This window comes from Bacillus sp. 7705b (genome assembly GCF_002289525.1).
In the GTDB taxonomy this organism is placed as follows: domain Bacteria; phylum Bacillota; class Bacilli; order Bacillales; family Bacillaceae; genus Bacillus; species Bacillus halotolerans.
This window is the reverse complement of record NZ_NSDH01000007.1, coordinates 1-20,996: the sequence shown is the minus strand read 5'-3', so window position 1 is coordinate 20,996 and position 20,996 is coordinate 1. Positions and strand designations below refer to the sequence as shown.

At 42.6% G+C, this 20,996-nt stretch carries 21 protein-coding genes and 1 pseudogene; 12 read left to right on the top strand and 10 right to left on the bottom strand.

Translation table 11 applies throughout. The features are described from left to right. The first annotated feature begins 273 nt into the window (after positions 1-273). Positions 274-1,260 carry an LCP family protein gene (locus tag CJU60_RS02855; protein WP_024123065.1) on the top strand — a complete coding sequence of 329 codons (987 nt, stop codon included), beginning with the start codon at positions 274-276 and terminating at the stop codon, positions 1,258-1,260. A 157-nt stretch (positions 1,261-1,417) separates the two neighbouring features. Beyond that, positions 1,418-2,278: a Cof-type HAD-IIB family hydrolase gene (locus CJU60_RS02850; protein ID WP_024123066.1), complete on the top strand. Its 861-nt coding sequence runs from the start codon at positions 1,418-1,420 to the stop codon at positions 2,276-2,278. 38 nt (positions 2,279-2,316) lie between these two features. Here the strand turns inward: CJU60_RS02850 and CJU60_RS02845 are convergent, their stop codons facing one another. The 5 genes from CJU60_RS02845 to pgsB all read right to left on the bottom strand — a co-directional run bounded on the left by CJU60_RS02845 (position 2,317) and on the right by pgsB (position 6,704). Then, complete coding sequence (locus tag CJU60_RS02845) at positions 2,317-3,558, bottom strand: C40 family peptidase (RefSeq protein ID WP_095712877.1); 1,242 nt, start codon at positions 3,556-3,558, stop codon at positions 2,317-2,319. A 157-nt stretch (positions 3,559-3,715) separates the two neighbouring features. Further along, positions 3,716-3,883, bottom strand: a complete 168-nt coding sequence (gene edmS, locus CJU60_RS02840) for an extrachromosomal elements maintenance protein EdmS (protein WP_010332114.1) — start codon at positions 3,881-3,883, stop codon at positions 3,716-3,718. A 14-nt stretch (positions 3,884-3,897) separates the two neighbouring features. Next, the gene (gene pgsA / locus CJU60_RS02835; protein ID WP_095712876.1) at positions 3,898-5,040 is read right to left on the bottom strand and encodes a capsular polyglutamate synthetase PgsA; all 1,143 of its coding nucleotides are present in this window, start codon (positions 5,038-5,040) and stop codon (positions 3,898-3,900) included. An 18-nt stretch (positions 5,041-5,058) separates the two neighbouring features. Beyond that, positions 5,059-5,508 carry a poly-gamma-glutamate biosynthesis protein PgsC gene (gene pgsC / locus CJU60_RS02830; RefSeq protein WP_010332116.1) on the bottom strand — a complete coding sequence of 150 codons (450 nt, stop codon included), beginning with the start codon at positions 5,506-5,508 and terminating at the stop codon, positions 5,059-5,061. A gap of 14 nt (positions 5,509-5,522) precedes the next feature. After that, on the bottom strand, positions 5,523-6,704 hold the full coding sequence (gene pgsB, locus CJU60_RS02825) for a poly-gamma-glutamate synthase PgsB (protein ID WP_019715925.1): 1,182 nt from the start codon (positions 6,702-6,704) through the stop codon (positions 5,523-5,525). 798 nt (positions 6,705-7,502) lie between these two features. On the opposite strand from pgsB, the gene CJU60_RS02820 reads away from it, so the two are divergent. The 8 genes from CJU60_RS02820 (at position 7,503) to CJU60_RS02785 (ending at position 14,263) form a co-directional block, all read left to right on the top strand. Continuing rightward, on the top strand, positions 7,503-8,492 hold the full coding sequence (locus CJU60_RS02820) for a LacI family DNA-binding transcriptional regulator (RefSeq protein WP_095712875.1): 990 nt from the start codon (positions 7,503-7,505) through the stop codon (positions 8,490-8,492). Then, positions 8,485-9,366, top strand: coding sequence for a ribokinase (gene rbsK, locus CJU60_RS02815; RefSeq protein WP_095712874.1), 882 nt, complete (start codon positions 8,485-8,487; stop codon positions 9,364-9,366). The genes CJU60_RS02820 and rbsK overlap by 8 nt, the downstream gene beginning before the upstream one ends. Then, complete coding sequence (gene rbsD / locus CJU60_RS02810) at positions 9,363-9,758, top strand: D-ribose pyranase (protein ID WP_095712873.1); 396 nt, start codon at positions 9,363-9,365, stop codon at positions 9,756-9,758. Before rbsK ends, rbsD begins: the two co-directional genes overlap by 4 nt. Before the next feature lie 14 nt (positions 9,759-9,772). Continuing rightward, positions 9,773-11,254, top strand: coding sequence for a ribose ABC transporter ATP-binding protein RbsA (gene rbsA / locus CJU60_RS02805; protein ID WP_095712872.1), 1,482 nt, complete (start codon positions 9,773-9,775; stop codon positions 11,252-11,254). A gap of 1 nt (position 11,255) precedes the next feature. After that, complete coding sequence (gene rbsC / locus CJU60_RS02800; RefSeq protein WP_024123073.1) at positions 11,256-12,227, top strand: ribose ABC transporter permease RbsC; 972 nt, start codon at positions 11,256-11,258, stop codon at positions 12,225-12,227. An 11-nt stretch (positions 12,228-12,238) separates the two neighbouring features. Beyond that, positions 12,239-13,156: a ribose ABC transporter substrate-binding protein RbsB gene (gene rbsB / locus CJU60_RS02795; RefSeq protein ID WP_095712871.1), complete on the top strand. Its 918-nt coding sequence runs from the start codon at positions 12,239-12,241 to the stop codon at positions 13,154-13,156. A gap of 108 nt (positions 13,157-13,264) precedes the next feature. Continuing rightward, positions 13,265-13,801 (top strand): SH3 domain-containing protein, encoded by a 537-nt coding sequence (locus CJU60_RS02790; RefSeq protein ID WP_095712870.1) that lies wholly within the window; start codon positions 13,265-13,267, stop codon positions 13,799-13,801. Between the two features lie 165 nt (positions 13,802-13,966). Further along, a complete protein-coding gene (locus CJU60_RS02785) occupies positions 13,967-14,263 on the top strand; it encodes a DUF3892 domain-containing protein (RefSeq protein ID WP_024123076.1) in 297 nt (98 codons plus the stop codon). 41 nt (positions 14,264-14,304) lie between these two features. Here CJU60_RS02785 and CJU60_RS02780 read toward each other — a convergent pair whose 3' ends face one another. From CJU60_RS02780 to alsS, 3 genes are all read right to left on the bottom strand, one after another. Next, positions 14,305-14,832, bottom strand: coding sequence for an NAD(P)H-dependent oxidoreductase (locus CJU60_RS02780; protein WP_024123077.1), 528 nt, complete (start codon positions 14,830-14,832; stop codon positions 14,305-14,307). A 98-nt stretch (positions 14,833-14,930) separates the two neighbouring features. Continuing rightward, positions 14,931-15,698, bottom strand: a complete 768-nt coding sequence (gene budA, locus CJU60_RS02775; protein ID WP_095712869.1) for an acetolactate decarboxylase — start codon at positions 15,696-15,698, stop codon at positions 14,931-14,933. Between the two features lie 62 nt (positions 15,699-15,760). Beyond that, positions 15,761-17,473 (bottom strand): acetolactate synthase AlsS, encoded by a 1,713-nt coding sequence (alsS, locus tag CJU60_RS02770; protein WP_095712868.1) that lies wholly within the window; start codon positions 17,471-17,473, stop codon positions 15,761-15,763. Between the two features lie 158 nt (positions 17,474-17,631). On the opposite strand from alsS, the gene alsR reads away from it, so the two are divergent. Next, a complete protein-coding gene (gene alsR / locus CJU60_RS02765; RefSeq protein ID WP_059292399.1) occupies positions 17,632-18,540 on the top strand; it encodes an acetoin biosynthesis transcriptional regulator AlsR in 909 nt (302 codons plus the stop codon). A 210-nt stretch (positions 18,541-18,750) separates the two neighbouring features. After that, positions 18,751-20,079, top strand: coding sequence for an arsenic transporter (locus tag CJU60_RS02760; protein WP_095712867.1), 1,329 nt, complete (start codon positions 18,751-18,753; stop codon positions 20,077-20,079). Positions 20,080-20,147: 68 nt separating this feature from the next. Here CJU60_RS02760 and CJU60_RS02755 read toward each other — a convergent pair whose 3' ends face one another. Both CJU60_RS02755 and CJU60_RS02750 read right to left on the bottom strand, forming a co-directional pair. After that, the gene (locus tag CJU60_RS02755; RefSeq protein ID WP_095712866.1) at positions 20,148-20,822 is read right to left on the bottom strand and encodes a DUF2642 domain-containing protein; all 675 of its coding nucleotides are present in this window, start codon (positions 20,820-20,822) and stop codon (positions 20,148-20,150) included. A gap of 63 nt (positions 20,823-20,885) precedes the next feature. Next, a pseudogene (locus tag CJU60_RS02750) lies at positions 20,886-20,996 on the bottom strand (spore coat protein CotH); the annotation flags it as partial.

The window sequence follows — 20,996 nt, the reverse complement described above, 5'->3', positions numbered from 1 at the left end:
AATCTTTTAGCCTATTTTTCTGGCAAATAAACCTATGCAGACGTACAGACATCCAATATCCATTAATTTACTGGCGTTTTTTTCAACTGCACCGAAACATTTTTTTCCCCAGTGGCGTCCAATAGAAGGTGATTCAGCACATCATCAATATCATTTTTCACGTGTCAGAACTTATAAATATAGGAATTTTTATCGAAAAATGTCTTTTTAGGAGTTGTCCTATGGCAAAATGAATGGTACTCTTCAAATATTAAAGAAACGAGAGGTATGGATATGGAAGAACGATCACAGCGTAAAAAGAAAAAGAGACGTCTGAGAAAATGGGTCAAATTATTAATTGGTTTCATTGTTATCTTAATGATTGCAGCGGGTTCTATTGGTACCTACGCTTATGTAAAGTTAAACAATGCATCAAAACAAGCGCATATCGATCTAAATGATAATGGTCAATCGGTTAAACGTATCAAAGAATTTGACCCCAAGAAAGATTCATTTACTGTATTACTTCTAGGTATTGATTCAAGAAACTCAAAAGGTGAGACGGTTGACGATGCTCGAAGTGATGCTAATGTTTTAGTTACTTTTAATCGAAAAAATAAAACAGCAACGATGCTAAGTATTCCAAGGGATTCTTATGTCAACATTCCCGGTTATGGTTATGATAAATTTACACATGCCCACGCATATGGAGGGGTAAAACTCTCAGCAAAAACCGTTGAAAACCTTCTAGATATCCCAGTCGACTATGTTATAGAAAGTAATTTTGATGCTTTTAAAGACGTCGTCGATGAATTAAATGGAGTTAGTATAGATGTGAAGAGCGAAAAAATCGCTAATCAAATTAAAAAAGACACAAAAGGAAAAGTTGTGTTAAAAACTGGCGTTCAAACTCTAAACGGTGAAGAAGCGCTTGCATATGTAAGAACACGTAAAGCTGATACTGATTTCCAACGAGGACAAAGACAGATGGAAGTCTTAAATGCTATAATAAAAAAATCTAGATCATTAAGCTCTATTCCAGCATATGATGATATTGTTGATAGTTTAGGGAAAAATTTAAAGATGAATTTATCTCTAAATGATGCAATCGGTTTATTTCCTTTTATAACCTCTTTAAAATCAGTTGATACTGAACAGCTTACAGGATCAGATATTTATCTCTACAGCTCTCGAGAGCGTAAAAAACTTTATTATTTACAACTTGACAATGAAAAGTTAGAAGAAATAAAAACCGAATTAAAGAATGACATAAATGACTGATTTTAACGGAATGGACTTTACCATTCCGTTTTTTTTGCTCATATTGTTGAAAAATAGGATCGTAAGGTTTAGCCTTGTCCTATATGGTTTATGTTTCGTATGAAAGCTGAACATACTACACGAAGCAGCTTCATTATTAAGGAGGTTTCCCCTACATATGAAATTAATAGCGATTGATTTAGACGGTACATTGCTGAATAAGGAAAGCATCATTTCTAATGAAAACAGAGCGGCTATCAAGCGGGCGCTTGATGCGGGTATCCTCGTTACTATTTGCACAGGAAGAGCAACGTTTGATGTTAAAGCGCTGCTGGAAGGCTTGGATATCCCTATCATCGCGGCAAATGGCGGAACGGTTCATGACAAAGGCTACCGCCTGATCAGCCGGACATTAATGGATCAAGAGGCCGGCAAAGCGATCGCTGATTACCTGCTCTCAAAAAATATTTACTTCGAGGTCTATACAGATGACCATCTGCTTTCTCCTTTTGACGGCGAATCTAAGCTTCAAGCAGAGCTTGACATTTTAAGGAGCGCCAATCCAGATGAAAACATGGATGAATTGTGGAAAGGGGCCATGACCCAGTTCAAGCAGTTCGGCATCAAACCGATCCCGCATATCGAATCGATTTTCGACGGCAGCGAAAACATTTACAAGCTCCTTTGCTTCTCCTTTGATATGGAAAAACTGAGACATGCGAAGGAAGAACTGAAGCATCATAAAAAACTGGCGCAAACCTCTTCCGGAAAGCACATTATCGAAATTCTCCCGGCCTCTTCCGGCAAAGGGCGCGCGCTGACTGAGCTTGCCGGCAAATACGGAATTGAGACGCAAGATATCTATGCGATTGGTGACAGTCCGAATGATTTATCCATGTTCGAAGTGGCAGGACACCGAATCGCCATGGAAAATGCGATTGATGAACTGAAAGAAAAAAGCACTTACGTGACGAAAAGCAATGATGAAAATGGTGTGGCCTACTTTATAGATCAGCTTCTATCCGGCCAATATGCATAAAGAAAAGACTCCAGAGATCCTGGAGTCTTTGTTTTTTATTATTGCACCCGAATACTTCCCGCGTATTTATCTTTCCAATACGTGCTCGTATTCATATTGGTAATGGTTACACCATTTGTTAATGTGACATGAACGACTTGGCCATTTCCGATATAGATGGCCGGGTTTAAGCTTGTTGATTGGAAAAAGACAATGTCTCCCGGTTTCAGGTCAGCCTTATCAACCTTTGTTCCCGCTTTATACTGGCTCGTCGCGTATCGGGGCAGTGAAATGCCTGCCGCTTTCTGGTAAACATATTGGATAAAGCCAGAAGTATCAAATCCTGTTTCTGGAGAAATCCCGCCCTTTTTGTAAGGAACTTCCCCGATATAGAGCGTCGCCTCCGACACAATCGGATTTTCTTTCGGAATCGTCAGGTTGTTAAACCGGCGGATGCCTGTCATCTTAGATTTCCAATAATCCTCTGATAAGTAGGAAATGGTTACTTTTTCAGACCGGCTCGCCTGAATGAACCTTCCGCCTCCTGCATAAATGCCGGCATGCGAAATTCCTGTTTTATACGTATTGCTGAAATAGATGACATCACCGGGTTTAATGTTCTGAAACGCAACCTTCTCGCCTACTGCCCACTGCTGCTCTGCTGATCTCGGCAGATAGATGTCAAGCGCCTGTTTAAAGACATATTGCACAAGCCCTGAGCAATCGAAGCCCTCTGACGGTGTGCTTCCGCCAAAAACGTACGGAATGCCGAGGTATTTTTCGGCCTCCTGCACAACAGCCACATCAGCAGTCTCCGGATCGGCAGCGACTCGTTTCGCTCCAATGTAAGAGCCGCTCCAATAGCTGCTTTTTTTGTAGTTTGTGACGATAACCCCTTTTGATAGGGTGCTGTGAATCATTTGCCCGTCTCCAATGTAAAGAGCGGCGTGTGTCGGTGCAGTCCCGCTGCTTCCCTCTTTTTTGAAAAATAAAATATCACCTGGTTTTAGATCTGCCGGCTTTACTGCCGTTCCGACTTTTGACTGGTCGTTCACAGATCTCGGCAGATGAATATCAGCCTGACCGAAAACATATTGAATCAATCCAGATGAATCGAAGCCTTCTTTCAGTGTTTCACCGCCGTATCTATACTTATACCCAAGCAGTTTCTTTGCTTCACTGATGATCAGGTCAGATTTTGCATCAGCCTCCGCAATATCCGCTTTTGTCATAATAGGAACCAAAAAACAAATCATAACGGCCACAAGCAAAAACTTCTTCCAGTTTGCCAGTGTGTTCACTTTTATTATCTCCTCCTCTATTTGCAGTTTTAACATCGGTATTTTTCTAGATATGTTAAGAGACTTTTTCATATTTTTACAGAATGAATATGCTGGCTTTCAAAATGGCAAATAAAAAAAGAGAATGTCTCGTAAGACATTCTCTTTTTTTTGTGTGTTATTTAGCGGCGTTTGCCGTTTCTTCCTGCTGTTGAATTTTATGAATTTCTGTATCGATTTTTTGCTTTTCCTGATCAGTCAGCTGATCGTTGAATTTGAAAGCTGACATAAACATAAACACGACTGCAACGGCAACAAACGGCCAGATGGCTTTGACAAATTTCATCTTATATCACTCCATTATTTAGATTTTAGTTTGTCACTGTGATCGACATCAAAAGTCAGTTTTCCGTCTTCTACTTCCCATGCGAAATTAGAGTCTTTCGTCAGTTCGCGAATAATTGTTTTCTGTTTCAGACTGCCTTTTTTAACCGGGGCAGGTGTCGCTTCATGGATATCAATCGGCGTTACCTCAAAGTGTCCCGTTCCGTTTTTCTTCAAATGATACTGCACCAGCGCACTGTCTCTGGTTCTTGTCCAGCCTTGGTCAAACACAAAGTTCCCCAGACTGTAGAAAATGACGGTCCCGTTATAGACTTCGATCGGTTCAAGGACGTGCGGGTGATGGCCGACGATGATATCGGCACCTGCATCAGACATAGCTCTTGCCAATTGGCGCTGACGGTCATTCGGATCATTATCATACTCTTGTCCCCAGTGTGACTGTACAACTACGACATCAGCATGTTTTTTCGCTTCTGAAATCATAGGGATAAAGACTTCCGGATCTGCGGGAAGCACGCCCGGTGTATTCTTTTTAGCCGCGAAACCTTTGCCGGATACATCCGTGAATCCAAGGGTTGCGATTGTTACCCCATTTACTTCTTGATATGAGATATTCTTTTTCGCATCGCTCAAGCTGTATCCAGCCCCAACGATATCGAGGTTATGGTTCGAAAATTCTTCAAGTGTATCTTTCATGCCCTGTGCGCCGTAATCCATGGCGTGGTTATTCGCGCTGTTAAGGACCGTGAAGTTCATATCCTTCAGGACTTTTACGGATTCCTTGTTTGTCTGCAGATGAATTTCTTTTTCTGCTTCTTTATAGTTCTTTTTATAAGTTACCGGGTTTTCAAAGTTTCCGGCTACGTAGTCTGATGCTTTAAAGATAGGCTCAACGTATTGAAAAATACTGCTTACCCCTTTTTGTTCCGTTACTCTCTCAACATAGCGCCCCATCATAATATCGCCTACAAATGAGGCTGAAAGAACGTCATCTGAATAGGTTTTAACCTTTGGCGTCTCTGCTTTGCCTGCCCACATAAAAGCAAACATGAGGACAAAAACGATCGGAATCGCGATAAATACGTGCTTATTGGTTTTCTTTTTTTGCTGTTTTGTCAGCTTCAGCAGCTTTTCATGAAAGCTCAGTTCTTTTTTCATCGTTTGACACACCTTACATTAAATTAAGTAGTAAACAAACATGATAGCAAAGGTCGCTCCGCTTAATAGCAGCGTGCTTCCGAACGTAATTGTTAATCCTTGTTTCTGAATGGTATTGGCAATTAAACCTGGCACGATAATGCCGATTCCTCGAAATTCTGCGATTTCAAATGGTACAATCGGGTATAGAAAATCAAAGGCAATTTTCAGGACGATCCCTGTGATCAGCATGGCAGCGAATTTTCTGCGTCCATACAAAATCATAAACTTGGATAAACCGAATTTCACAATGACATAGGTGAGCAAACTGACTAATAATACGAGTAAAATAAAGACCGGCTGATTAAACACAAGTCCTAAATACCCCGGTACAACAAGCCCTGCCGGCACAATCCCTGTTTTTTCCGCAAAAATTAAACTGAGTAGTACACCTAAAATTAGTGCAATGTATAAATCTGATCCGAACATGTCTGCATTTCCTCCTAGCTTACGAGCTGCTTAACCTTATATTCGTGGATTTTTTCAATTAACGGCTCTGCGGCACCATGAATGTTGCCGACGCCATATATGACACGGTTGTGCATTCTTTTCTTTAACAATTCCATAATTTCTTCCGTTGATTTGTACTCTAGATCATGCAGTTTGTCTGCAGGAATTTTACCTTCTTCATAAGCTTTTACGATTGGTTCTGTTGTTTCACCGATTAAGATCAGTTCACTTGCTTCAATATAAGGCAATACGTCATTTGCGAATTGCTGTGTCCGATCCACACGGTCTGCGCGGCAGTTCATAATGATGATCGGATCATCGGTCGGATAACCGATTTCTTTTACACGTTTCCATATATTCAAAGTAGAAGAAGCGTCGTTTGCGGCAAACCCATTAACAAAGTGCCCAGGCTCGCTCGGACTGATCAGCGGAAGAATTCTCATTGCTCCCGGATCTGGCGGCGCATTCAGCATTCCTTTAAACGCTGTTTCTTCATCAATGCCGAGTGCTTGAGCTACACCCAATGCGAGAGAAGCGTTATCAGGGAATACCATATATTCAAATTTACGAAGGTATTCATCAGTAATTTTCGAGTTATCAGCAATGATGACTTTTGTGTTTCGCTCTTTGGCTTTTTGTTTAAAGAACTCGGTATATTCACTATCTGTAATGACAAGATGGCCATTATAAGGAATAGTAGCGGTAAACGCTTCTGCAATTTCATCAAGCGTCGGCCCCATGACATCCATATGATCTTCCAGCACGTTTACGATGACACCGATATTAGCTTGAAGAAGTTCTTCCTGAAAGATAATTTGATAGTCCGGATTAACGGCCATACATTCACTGACGAGGGCGTTAGCTCCTCTTTCTACCGTTTCTCTCATGACTTCTTTTTGTTCGCCGATATTCGGTCCCTGAGGTTTCCGTTTAATCGGCTTTTCCTCCGGTGTATCCCAATAGATCATTCTTGCGTCCGTTCCTGTCGTTTTTCCGACAGTTTTGTAACCGGCTTCTATTAATATTCCGGTTGTCAGCCTTGTCACAGTGGACTTTCCTCGGATGCCGTTAATATTCACTCGAACAGGGAGGGCATCAATGTTTTTCTGATGTCGCCGTTTTTCTAATATTCCGATGACCAGTATGACAGCACAGGCTATAATGAGTAACCACATTGCTTATCGACATCTCCTTCTATATTGTTGTAAATTCATTCATCAGTATATAGAATCACTATGAATTCTCAATCGGCATTATGTAACATAATCTCCCCTAATCTACTGAGCCAAACTTCTCTTTTGAAAGAGATTTTGTACCTACAAAGTGTTCTCTATTTTTGGAAATCGACAGGACTTACATCTTATCGATTTTTTTAATACTAAAAACGAATGCGCTTTCATTTACCAAATGATTTCCTTCTGGACGTTTAGTCACACCTTGAATGTTCAGTTTAATATGCATTTCAAATCAATCTTTTTTCAGGCCCGGTATATCAGGCTTTTGCTGATACAATGCGTGTTTCCGGTTCTTATGAACATAAAATTATTTCTGCCTGTTTCTTAAGGATAAGGTCATAATGTCATCCTTTCTGCACGGAATAGACAATATTAGGCCCATTCCAAATTGACTAATGGCCCCTGCAATAAAAACGGCAAACAAACAGGTCCAGGTTCTCTAACATAATTAAACATTTTCTGGGCGGATAGTCTAATCTGTTTCATCCTATTTACAGGTCTAATCGCATGACTTTGAAACAATTTTAATAAAACTTAATATTCGTTCATGAAATGTTCATCCAGATTTGTGAAGACTTTGTCAAAAAAAGCGTGAATATCTTTAAATTCTCATATTTATACACCATTTACAGTTCGGTTTGCTATATCGCCATGTTTTATTTTTTTCTTATTGCCAATAAAGGAATGTTCATGATAATCTATCTATGTAAACGGTTACACAAATGAGGAGGAGCTGTGTTGGCTACAATTAAAGATGTCGCGGGAGCCGCGGGCGTCTCAGTTGCAACGGTCTCCCGCGTCCTGAATGACAACGGCTATGTCCATGAAGAAACGAGAACACGTGTGATGGCCGCCATGGAGAAGCTGAACTATTATCCGAACGAAGTCGCCAGGTCTCTTTATAAAAGAGAATCCAGGCTGATCGGGCTTTTGCTTCCGGACATTACAAACCCTTTCTTCCCCCAGCTTGCCCGCGGCGTGGAGGATGAATTGAACCGGGAAGGCTATCGGCTTATTTTCGGCAACAGTGACGAGGAATTAAATAAAGAACTTGAATACCTTCAAACCTTTAAACAAAATCATGTCGCAGGTATTATTGCTGCAACAAATTATCCGCATCTTGAGGAATACAGCGGCATTGGTCAGCCAGTCGTTTTCCTGGACAGAACGCCTGAAGGCGCTCCTTCTGTATCCAGTGACGGACATACCGGAGGAAAATTAGCAGCGGAAGCAATTGTTCATGGAAAAAGCAAACACATTACGCTCCTGAAGGGCCCTGCTCACCTGCCGACTGCCCAAGACCGCTTTCACGGCGCTTTAGAGGTATTACAGCAGGCGGGTGTTGATTTTCAGATCATCGAGACGGCGTCCTTTTCTTTTAAGGATGCACAGGCACTGGCAAAGGAGCTGTTTGTCTTATATCCTGAGACAGACGGGGTAATTGCCAGTAATGACATTCAAGCAGCGGCTGTTTTGCATGAAGCTTTGCGGCGCGGGAAAAAAGTGCCCGTGGATATTCAAATTATCGGCTACGATGATATTCCCCAAAGCGAGCTGCTGTTTCCGCCGCTGTCAACGATTAAGCAGCCGGCATATGACATGGGTAAAGAAGCGGCTAAACTTCTTTTGAGCATCATAAAAAAACAGCCTCTCGCAGAAACGGCGATTCAAATGCCCGTCATGTATATAAGAAGAAACACGACAAGAAAGGAAGAAAACGATGCGTAATATTTGTGTGATTGGAAGCTGTTCTATGGATTTGGTGGTCACCTCAGACAAACGCCCAAACGCGGGCGAAACCGTACTGGGTACTTCATTTCAAACTGTGCCGGGCGGTAAAGGTGCGAATCAGGCTGTTGCCGCCGCCAGACTCGGCGCCAATGTTTTTATGATTGGCAAGGTTGGTGACGATCATTATGGAACAGCCATCATGAATAATTTAAAAGCAAACGGTGTTCGCACCGACTATATGGAACCGGTTACACATAAAGAAAGCGGCACCGCCCACATCGTGCTTGCCGAAGGTGATAACAGTATTGTCGTCGTTAAAGGCGCGAATGATGAGATCACCCCATCTTATGCGATAGACGCTCTTGAAAAGCTTGAAAATATCGATATGGTTCTGATTCAGCAGGAAATCCCGGAAGAAACGGTTGATGAGGTGTGCAGATACTGCCATTCTCACGACATCCCGATCATGCTTAACCCGGCACCGGCCCGCCCGCTGAAGCAGGAAACCATTGACCATGCCACCTATCTTACGCCGAATGAACATGAGGCGGCGATCTTATTTCCGGAGCTGACGGTTTCTGAAGCATTGGCGCTTTATCCGGCGAAGCTCTTTATCACTGAAGGCAAACAAGGCGTGCGCTATTCATCCGGCAGCAAAGAGCGGATCATCCCTTCCTTCCCTGTTGAGCCTGTCGATACAACCGGGGCGGGTGATACGTTTAACGCGGCTCTTGCAGTCGCCCTGGCAGAGGGAAAAGATATTGAAGCTGCATTACGGTTCGCAAACCGCGCCGCCTCCCTATCTGTATGTTCTTTCGGCGCTCAAGGCGGAATGCCGTCCAGAAAAGAAGTAGAGGAGCTGCTGTCATGAAAAGACACGGTATACTGAACAGTCATCTTGCCAAGCTATTGGCTGACCTTGGCCATACTGACAAAATTGTCATCGCTGATGCAGGGCTGCCCGTTCCTGACGAAGTCCTGAAAATTGATCTCTCACTAAAGCCGGGTTTCCCGGCTTTCCGGGATGTAGCCGCAGTGCTGGCAGATGAAATGGCGGTTGAAAAAGTAATTGTCGCATCCGAAATAAAGGTATCCAATCCAGAGAATGCGAGTTTTATAGAAACCCTTTTTTCTGAAGAGGCAGTTGACTGCCTTCCCCACGAGGAATTTAAGGAGCTGACTAAAGAAGCTAAAGCTGTCATACGAACAGGAGAATTCACACCATACGCCAACTGCATCCTGCAGGCGGGTGTGCTTTTCTAGAAAGGAGGACCGATATGCAAATCGAAATGAATGACATTCATAAAGCATTCGGAAAAAACCAGGTGCTTTCAGGTGTGTCCTTTCAGCTCAAGCCCGGCGAAGTTCACGCACTGATGGGAGAAAACGGCGCCGGCAAGTCCACCCTGATGAACATCCTGACTGGTCTGCACAAACTGGACAAAGGACGGATCACCATAAATGGTAACGAGACGTATTTCTCCAACCCAAAGGAAGCCGAGCAGCACGGAATCGCCTTCATCCATCAGGAACTGAATATCTGGCCGGACATGTCCGTACTTGAGAATCTATTTATCGGAAAAGAAATGTCAACGAAATTTGGTATTTTACAAACCAGAAAAATGAAAGCGCTAGCAAAAGAACAATTTGATAAACTATCCGTCTCTCTTTCACTTGATCAAGAAGCAGGTGAATGCTCCGTCGGACAGCAGCAGATGATTGAAATCGCAAAAGCGCTCATGACAAATGCCGAGGTAATCATTATGGATGAACCTACCGCGGCTTTGACTGAACGGGAAATCAGCAAGCTGTTTGACGTCATTACGGCTTTAAAAAAGAACGGTGTTTCCATTGTATACATTTCACATCGAATGGAAGAAATTTTTACGATTTGCGACAGAATCACCATCATGCGTGACGGAAAAACCGTTGATACAACAAACATTTCAGAAACAAATTTTGACGAGGTCGTGAAAAAAATGGTCGGACGTGAGCTGACGGAACGGTATCCTAAACGCGTCCCTTCACTCGGAGACAAAATATTTGAGGTGAAAAACGCCTCCTCAAAAGGAAGCTTTGAAGATATCAGCTTTTATGTCCGTTCCGGTGAAATTGTCGGCGTTTCCGGTTTAATGGGAGCCGGACGAACCGAAATGATGAGAGGACTGTTCGGCATTGACCGGCTCGATTCGGGTGAGATTTGGATTGCAGGAAAAAAGACTGCTATTAAAAATCCGTATGATGCTGTGAAAAAAGGGCTCGGTTTTATTACGGAAAACCGCAAAGATGAAGGACTGCTGCTCGACACATCGATTCGGGAAAATATTGCGCTGCCCAATTTGGCCAGTTTTTCTCCAAAGGGCATCATTGATCACAAGCGGGAAGCAGAGTTTGTAGACCTTCTCATAAAACGCCTGACCATCAAAACGGCTTCACCGGAAACGCACGCGCGCCATTTGTCCGGCGGCAACCAGCAAAAGGTCGTGATTGCCAAGTGGATTGGCATCGGCCCAAAAGTGCTCATATTGGATGAGCCGACAAGAGGCGTGGATGTGGGCGCGAAACGGGAAATCTATACGCTGATGAATGAGCTCACTGAACGCGGTGTCGGCATCATTATGGTGTCATCAGAGCTGCCGGAAATACTCGGGATGAGTGACAGAATCATCGTCGTCCATGAAGGCAGAATCAGCGGAGACATCGAAGCGCGTGAAGCGACACAAGAACGAATTATGACACTTGCCACGGGAGGGCGGTAACATGAAAACGGAACAACTGAAGCAAACAAAACAAAAACAGATTCACTTCGATGGCGTCATGCAGAAGCTCGGCCCGTTTCTCGGTTTATTTATTCTCGTTATGATCGTATCGATTTTAAACCCGAGCTTCCTGGAGCCTTTGAATATTTTAAACCTGCTTCGGCAGGTGGCAATTAACGGATTGATCGCTTTCGGCATGACCTTCGTTATTTTAACTGGCGGCATTGATCTTTCTGTCGGGGCTATTCTCGCCCTGTCCAGCGCCTTAGTCGCGGGTATGATTGTATCTGGTGTCGACCCGATTCTCGCCGTCATCATAGGCTGTCTGATCGGCGCTCTTCTAGGGATGATCAACGGACTGTTAATCACAAAAGGGAAAATGGCCCCTTTTATCGCGACGCTTGCGACCATGACTGTCTTCCGCGGACTTACTCTTGTGTATACAGACGGAAACCCGATCACAGGGCTTGGCACTAACTATGCCTTTCAGCTGTTCGGCCGCGGTTATTTTTTAGGAATTCCAGTACCTGCAATTACAATGGTTCTCGCCTTTGTTATCCTTTGGGTGCTGCTTCACAAAACGCCGTTCGGGCGCCGGACATACGCAATTGGCGGCAATGAAAAAGCGGCACTCATCTCAGGCATAAAAGTCACACGTGTAAAAGTCATGATTTATGCTTTAGCCGGTCTATTATCCGCCCTTGCCGGCGCGATTTTGACTTCCCGTCTCCACTCAGCACAGCCGACAGCTGGAGAATCATATGAACTGGATGCCATCGCGGCGGTTGTCTTAGGCGGAACGAGTCTTTCCGGGGGCCGCGGGCGCATTGTCGGAACGTTAATCGGGGTGCTGATTATCGGCACACTCAATAACGGACTCAACCTGCTTGGCGTCTCATCATTTTATCAGCTGGTTGTTAAAGGGATTGTCATTTTAATCGCGGTATTATTAGACCGCAAAAAGTCAGCATAGGAGGGTTTTACATGAAAAAGGCTGTATCCGTCATTTTGGCGCTGTCACTGTTTGTATTGAGCGCCTGTTCGCTTGAGCCTCCCCAATGGGCGAAGCCGTCAAACTCAGATAATAAAAAGGAATTTACCATCGGCTTGTCGATCTCAACGCTTAACAATCCCTTTTTTGTTTCTTTAAAAAAGGGAATTGAAAAAGAAGCGGAAAAGCGTGGAATGAAGATCATCATCGTCGATGCACAAAATGATTCCTCCAAGCAGACAAGTGATGTGGAGGACTTAATTCAGCAAGGCGTTGATGCCCTGTTAATCAATCCAACTGATTCTTCGGCTATTTCAACGGCAGTAGAGTCTGCAAATTCGATTGGTGTGCCTGTCGTCTCCATCGACCGGTCAGCTGAACAAGGCAAAGTAGAAACCCTCGTGGCTTCAGACAATGTAAAAGGCGGAGAAATGGCCGCAGAGTTCATCGCAGACAAGCTTGGAAAAGGTGCTAAGGTGGCGGAGCTTGAAGGCGTTCCGGGTGCCTCCGCTACACGGGAACGCGGTTCAGGCTTTCACAAAATCGCAGATCAAAAGCTGGACGTTGTCACAAAACAATCAGCTGACTTTGACCGCACTAAAGGCCTGACTGTCATGGAAAACCTGCTCCAAGGACACCCGGATATCCAAGCGGTTTTCGCTCATAATGATGAAATGGCGCTTGGAGCTCTCGAAGCGATTAACAGCTCCGGCAAAGATATTTTAGTCGTCGGTTTTGACGGAAATAAGGATGCGATTTCTTCGATTAAAGACGGTAAGCTCTCAGCCACTGTCGCTCAGCAGCCTGAATTGATCGGTAAACTGGCAACGGAAGCAGCGGATCAGATTTTACATGGAAAGAAAGTAAAGAAAACAATATCAGCGCCTCTGAAACTGGAAACGAAAAAATAATGCAAAGGATCAGATCTTTATCTGATCCTTTTTTATGTTTAGCAACCGGCCAAAACGTGAAAGGAATAATAGAAATGATTATTTCTCTTATGTGAGGAGAGGAACGCAATGAACAAACCCACGAAAGTACTGTCTACACTTGCACTTGCAGCCGGAATAACTGCGGCTTCTGCAGGCGGCGCAAACACAATTCATGCACAACAGCCAGAAACAAACGTAAGCATTGATGATTTATACAGCTATCCGATTGATTCCTACTTGGTTTCAGCAGAGGCTCTGAATGTCAGAACAAAGGCCTCCGCTTCAAGCGCTAAAGCCGACACACTTCATCTGGGCGACAGCTTAAAGCTCATTTCGTTTTCAAACGCTGATTGGGCAAAGGTTCATTACAAAAACGGAAAGACAGGCTTTGTCTCTACTCATTACATTGTAAAGGCAGCGACAACGGTAAAAACCAAAACAAAGACGAAAGCATATACATCCGCTGAAGGAAAAAGCATCAAGACACTCCCGGCTAACACAAGCGTATCTTTTTTAGGCTGGAGTAAAACAAAAAAAGGCGGCTTTGACTTTGATTGGGTCTATGTAGATTACGGCGGTAAGACAGGTTATATCAAAACAAAGGACCTGCAAATGACAAAATAACCGAAAGGGATTCCGTTTACAGAACGGAATCCCTTTTTTCTTCGCTAATTATGGATTGAATTGTCGCATTCAAAATATTTCTCAGGAAATATTGTCGTATGCCGTGTCGAAATCTATACATGATCAACAGCATTTTTGTTTACGTTAAAGGATGGAGGTGGAAAAATGGATCAATTTGAAGCTGCATATGAATCGTATAAATCGAAACAAACAAATATCGATCAGCCAGTTGATACGTCCGGAAAAGAAGAAATTATCGCGGTCAGAAGAAATGAGGAAGACAATATTATCGCGGTGAAAACGAACACAGGAAGAGAACTGGATTATCCCACTGCGCTATCAGAAGCAAAAGCGGGAAAGATCGCTCACGTTGATGTATTTCATAAATACGGACGTGACATTTTAAGAAGTGAACCAGACGGCATAAAGGATAATAACCTATCTGAATTACCCGATTTTTAATAGAGAAAGCCCTATCCCAATCCGGACAGGGCGTTTCTTTTTTAAGAAAAAGGCTGCTGGATATATTCAGCTAACCGTTTTGCACTGATCGCAATATCCTCAGCATTTGCGTATTTCACGCCATAAAACACATATGGCGGGAGATATGTCATGCCAATCAGATTGCTTGTCGCCTGAAACGGCTTCAGGAGCTCACTGATTGAATAATGATTCCCTCCGCCCGCCTGATACTTTTCCGCTTCGCTTCCTGTGGAAACAGCCAGCATCAGCTCTTTGCCATGCAGAGCTTTCCCTTCTGACCCGAAGGCCCAGCCGTATGTCAGCACAAGATCCTGCCATTTTTTAAGAAGCGGCGGAGAGCTGTACCAATAAAGCGGGAATTGGAAAACAATGCGATCGTATTGCTCGCACAGCTGCTGCTCTTTGGCAACATCAATGGCTTCATCCGTATATTCCTTATAAAGCTCCCGTACAGTGATATTGTCATGTTTACTTAATTCCTCTGCCCACGCCTTATTGACGACTGAGGTTTCCATTTGAGGATGAACAGCCAAAACCAGTATTTTCAATGAGACCCACACCTTAATCATTTTAATGTTATTTTAACTAAAATCAGGTAAAGTGCCAAATAAAAAGCAAGCCCTGCACATGTGCGGGCTTGCTTTTTTTATTCTGGGCTTCCTTCAGTCGTTTCGATATCTTTGGCGAAATCCGGGTTATCCAGATTGGCATTAAAGAAATCTGGTGTATTTGGAAGTCTGAGATTCATGTTCATTTTTTGAGAAATCGTAACCGTGCAATTCTCAAGCACATAATCAAAGACGTGTCCGCCTGAATTTCGTCCTTCGTCAATGAAGTGCAGGTGATAGCCAGAAACGGCGATTCCGTTCGCATAAGCAGGAGTCAAGAAACCAACGATTGTGCCTCTGATGTTGTCGAAGTTGAAAATCGGCTGTGTTTTAACCGCTTCAATCATTGGCACATATGGTTTTTCTTGCAGTTCTACCGTTCTTGTCTGCACTTTTTTAAACAATCCGTCAATACGGATGGCATAAAATAGGTTTTTACTTGGCAGAATGCTGTTGATTTCTTTTTCAAATTCTTCACGTGTCATTTTCGCATCAATTTTGTGCGTCATATCCGGTGTAAAGAACGTAAATGAGCAAAACGGAGAGCGGTCTCCGCTTTGCACAGGCGTCGCAGTGCCGTCGGAACGAAGACGGTAAAATTCGCCGTCAAACCCAATCAGCTCTCCATCAAGCTTGTTAAAGGTTCCGATACCGAAGTCTCCGTATTTCGGAATATCTGACAGTTCAAAATCGCCGTCATATACTCCGTCTAAAAGAGAAGTCATTGTTGATACTTGATAAATTTGGCTAACGGGCTGTTCTTTTTTGCCGCGGCTCAGCATTTGAATGTTGCTTTCTTGTTTCATATTCCCTTCACTCCTTTAGTAATGTGCTGTTCTTCGAAAACAGTGTCTTGGTGCGCAGAGTGCTAGAGAGCTTTTGTTTTCATCAGTTCTCCAAATTCTTTTGGGAGCTTGTCACTCGCTAAATTAACGTTATCACTGTAGTCAACTGGGACATCAATGATAACAGGGCCTTCAGCATTCATGGCTTGACGCAGAACATCTTCCAGCTGGTCTGGTGATTCGACACGTAAACCGGTTGCCCCGAAGCTTTCCGCATATTTCACGATATCGATGTTTCCGAACTCGACTGCAGATGTACGATTGTATTTTTTCAATTGCTGGAATGCAACCATGTCATATGTGCTGTCGTTCCATACAAGGTGTACAATTGGAGCTTTTAAGCGCACCGCTGTCTCTAACTCCATTGCCGAGAATAAGAAACCGCCGTCACCAGAGACAGAAACGACTTTTTCTCCCGGTTTCACCAATGAAGCACCAATTGCCCACGGAAGCGCAACACCAAGTGTTTGCATACCGTTACTGATCATTAATGTTAACGGCTCATAGCTGCGGAAATAACGGGACATCCAAATCGCGTGTGAACCGATATCGCATGTCACTGTGACGTTATCATCGACTGCATTTCGTAATGCTTTAACGATTTCAAGAGGATGCAGTCTGTCTGATTTCCAATCTGCAGGCACCTGCTCTCCCTCATGCATATATTCTTTTAGATCAGAAAGGATTTTTTGCTCACGTTCCGCAAAATCCACTTTTACAGCATCATGTTCGATATGATCCAAAGTAGATGGGATATCCCCGATCAATTCAAGCTCAGGCTGGTAAGCATGATCAATGTCAGCCAGAATCTCATCCAGATGGATAATCGTCCGGTCTCCATTGACATTCCAGAATTTCGGATCGTATTCAATTGGGTCATAGCCGATTGTCAGAACAACATCAGCCTGCTCAAGCAGCAGATCGCCCGGCTGGTTGCGGAATAAACCGATACGGCCGAAATATTGATCCTCTAACTCTCTTGTAAGAGTCCCGGCAGCCTGATATGTTTCTACGAATGGAAGCTGAACCTTTTTCAAAAGCTTGCGAACCGCTTTAATCGCTTCAGGTCTTCCGCCTTTCATTCCGACTAAAACAACAGGAAGTTTTGCTGTTTGGATTTTTGCGATAGCCGCACTGATTGCATCATCAGGTGCAGGGCCAAGTTTTGGCGCTGCCACTGCAAGCACGTTTTTGGTATTTGTGACTTCATTCACAACATCTTGTGGAAAGCTCACAAAAGCGGCCCCAGCCTGACCTGCTGACGCTACTCTAAATGCATTTGTAACAGCTTCCGGTATGTTTTTTACGTCTTGAACCTCTACACTGTATTTTGTAATCGACTGAAATAACGCCGCATTATCCAATGATTGATGAGTCCGTTTTAAACGATCGGCACGGATAACGTTCCCAGCAAGCGCAACGACAGGGTCACCTTCAGTGTTTGCAGTCAGCAGTCCCGTTGCCAGGTTAGAAGCACCCGGTCCTGATGTGACTAAAACGACTCCCGGTTTTCCAGTTAAACGGCCTACAGCCTGCGCCATAAATGCCGCATTTTGTTCATGCCGTGCAACAATGATCTCAGGCCCTTTATCTTGTAAAGCGTCAAATACCGCATCAATTTTTGCACCTGGAATGCCAAATACATGTGTGACACCTTGCTCCACTAAGCAATCAACAACAAGCTCCGCCCCTCTGTTTTTCACAAGGGATTTTTGTTCTTTTGTTGCTTTTGTCAACACCCTCACTCCTTATTATGCATTTTAAACATAAAAATTTAAATAAATCTTGTGATACGTTTCACTATACACTCTTTGGAAATTGACCTCCAATATCAATTCGACTTATGATTAATATGTATTACGAATTATTAACCTAAGAAAGGAATGCATGATTGATGGAGCTTCGCCACCTTCAATACTTTATCGCAGTTGCCGAAGAGCTTCATTTCGGGAAAGCTGCGCTTCGGCTGAACATGACACAGCCTCCTCTCAGCCAGCAGATCAAACAGTTGGAAAAAGAAGTCGGGGTGACGCTTCTGAAGAGGACAAAACGATTTGTGGAACTAACCGCAGCCGGAGAAATATTTTTAAATCACTGCCGCACGGCTTTGATGCAAATTGATCAAGCGATTGAATTGGCACAGCGGACGGCTCGCGGCGAGCACGGCCATCTCGTTATCGGTTTTGTCGGATCAGCTACATATGAATTTCTGCCGCCGATTGTCCGGGAATATCGTAAAAAATTCCCATCAGTAAAAATAGAATTACGTGAAATATCCTCGTTTAGGCAGCAAGAGGAGCTGCTAAAGGGCAACATTGATATTGGTATACTTCATCCTCCTTTACAGCACACAGCATTGCATACTGAAATCGCCCAAAGCAGCCCTTGTGTTTTAGCTTTGCCTAAACAACATCCGTTAACATCTAAGGAAGCCATTACAATTGAAGATTTGAGAGATGAACCGATTATTACTGTAGCCAAGGAAGCATGGCCTACTTTATACGTTGATTTCATCCAATTTTGTGAGCAGGCTGGCTTTAAGCCAAACATTGTACAAGAAGCAACTGAATATCAAATGGTCATTGGATTAGTCAGCGCCGGCATCGGGATTACATTTGTACCTTCCTCAGCTAAAAAATTATTTAACTTGGATGTGACTTATCGAACAATAGATAAAATACAGCTGAATGCCGAATGGGTTATCGCCTATCGCAAAGACAATCAAAATCCGCTTTTGAAGCAATTTATTAATATTTCAAATTGTCAGCAGTTAAGAACTAAAGAGAGTGATGCAAGTACCTGAAATGATACTTGCAAACTCTTTTTTCTTTTGGGATTCTCATGGAATTTTAATTAATATAATATAATCGCTTAGTACAACTTCATATCAGTATACGTATACATACAGTACAAATAGTTGGCAAGGATACTAGTAAGCGTATGACAATCGTTTGATTTTAGAATGATAGATAGAGAGGTGAAATATATTACACAGTTCACGAGTATATTAACATTGCTCGCTTTTTTCATAACAATGATTTTTATTTTCTGGAGGCCGAAAGGATTAAATGAAGCTATCCCCGCGACAATAGGCGCTTTAATGGTGTTATTATGCGGAAGTGTGTCATTGACCGACTTAGGAGAAATAGGATCAAAAGTCACGGGTGCATCGGTCACAATTCTTGCCACTATGATCATGGCCATTGCATTAGAAAGTTTTGGGTTCTTTTATTGGGTGGCTGCAAAGCTGCTCCAACAATCCAGGGGATCAGGCATCAAGCTTTTTTGGTTAACCAATTCACTTTGCTTTTTAATGACCATTTTCCTAAATAATGATGGGAGCGTTTTGATCACAACCCCCATCCTTTTGCTGGTTTTAAAATATTTAGGTTTGAAAAAACATCAAAAAACCCCTTATCTCATAAGCGGCGTTTTAATAGCTACAGCCTCCAGCGCACCGATCGGCGTAAGTAATATTGTAAATTTAATTTCTCTCAAAATGATTGGAATGGATTTATATTTGCACACTGCCATGATGTTTGTCCCTAGTATGATGGGACTCATTTTTATGGCTTGTCTACTGTTTATTTTCTTTTATAAACGTCTTCCTAAAAGCCTGCCGGATATACCGAACCATTTTCAGTCTCTGCGACACAGAAGGTACCATCCCCTTCATTCGCCATCAGCTCCGATACCGGAACGAAATCAAACAAAGATAATGTTATTTGTACTCGCATTTGTTTTTCTCGTCAGAATCAGCTTATTTGCCGCGTCATATACCGGTATCTCCGTTCCTCTTGTCGCTGTCATCGGATCGATTATCCTTTTGGCCTGGAGATGGGTTTATTTCAAAACCTCTCCTAAAGACTTGTTATACAAATCACCTTGGCACATTTTTATTTTTGCTTTTACTATGTATATCCTCATTTATGGGCTGCACAATATTGGATTTACTGAATTACTTGTCAATTATTTTGAACCAATGGTTTCTGGAAGCCTCTCCTACGCTACTTTCGTATCAGGTATCTCTACCTCTGTTTTTTCGAATCTATTCAACAACCATCCGGCTTTAATGATCAGTACTTTTACTTTAACGGAAATGAGCCTGAATCCTTCAACAGCAAAAATTATCTACTTGGCAAATATCATTGGTAGTGATATTGGTTCCTTATTATTACCTATAGGAACATTAGCAACACTTATTTGGATGCATATATTAAAACAGCATGATGAAAGTATTTCCTGGGGCGAATATTTAAAAACGACCATATTAATCATTCCGCTGACTGTTCTTTTTACGCTGACATGTTTATATTTTTGGATCAGTTGGTTATTTCTTTAGCAGAGTATGATGAAACAAAAAACTGCCTTCTGCTATTCGAGGGCAGTTTATTTTCAGTATAGGCTGCGCTAGGGGAGATGCATTGTCTTTAGGTGATTTAACTTCCAAATGATTGACTCTCCGCTTGCGTTAATAAGCTCAATTATATTATTAGACACATCTTTTAATAGACCGACTTTCTCTGGCACTTCCCCCATATCAAATATGACCAATTGGCCAACATATTTTTTGATCTGCTCCTCGAAATTACGCACAAGTGAAACACTGGAAGGTACGACAGGCAATTGAGAGTTATCAAGAGTGTACGGCGTTTGTTCTGTTGAATAAGGGGTAAACCATTTTAAATGATGCATAGATATGAAAAGTGTTTTAAAAACAGGTGAAAAAAATACAATATAATCATTTAAAACACTTGTAACATATCCATGTATTGACCGATCCCCCGTTACATAAATTTCAATAAATTTGCCTTTCACCTTGTTTAATGTGTTTCTATAAGAAAAACTATTATTTTCCGCCTCCATCATTGGATCTTCCGGATCTATTAAAATTGGTTTCTCAGTATTCGTATTTATTGCTTTGTTCATTTGATGAAGATGCAGCAAGGGAATATAAAGATAATTGCTGCCATCAAATATAACAAAAATATCCTGTCCAATATCTATAAGTGTGCCAACAAATCTTGTATTTCCTGAAATGACAACCTCAACATCTGTGTCAAGAAATTGATTCAAACCTTTCACCATTCTCCCCCTTTAATTGAATGAAAAAGGGCATCACTTTATCTGATGCACCTTCATTATCTATTAAAATTTGCGCTTCCAATGATAGTCTATCGTTTTAACAATCGTTTCATAGCTATAATCTTCCTTTTGGCTTCCGGTACGATGAAAGTCAGAAGATCTTGATGACCGATA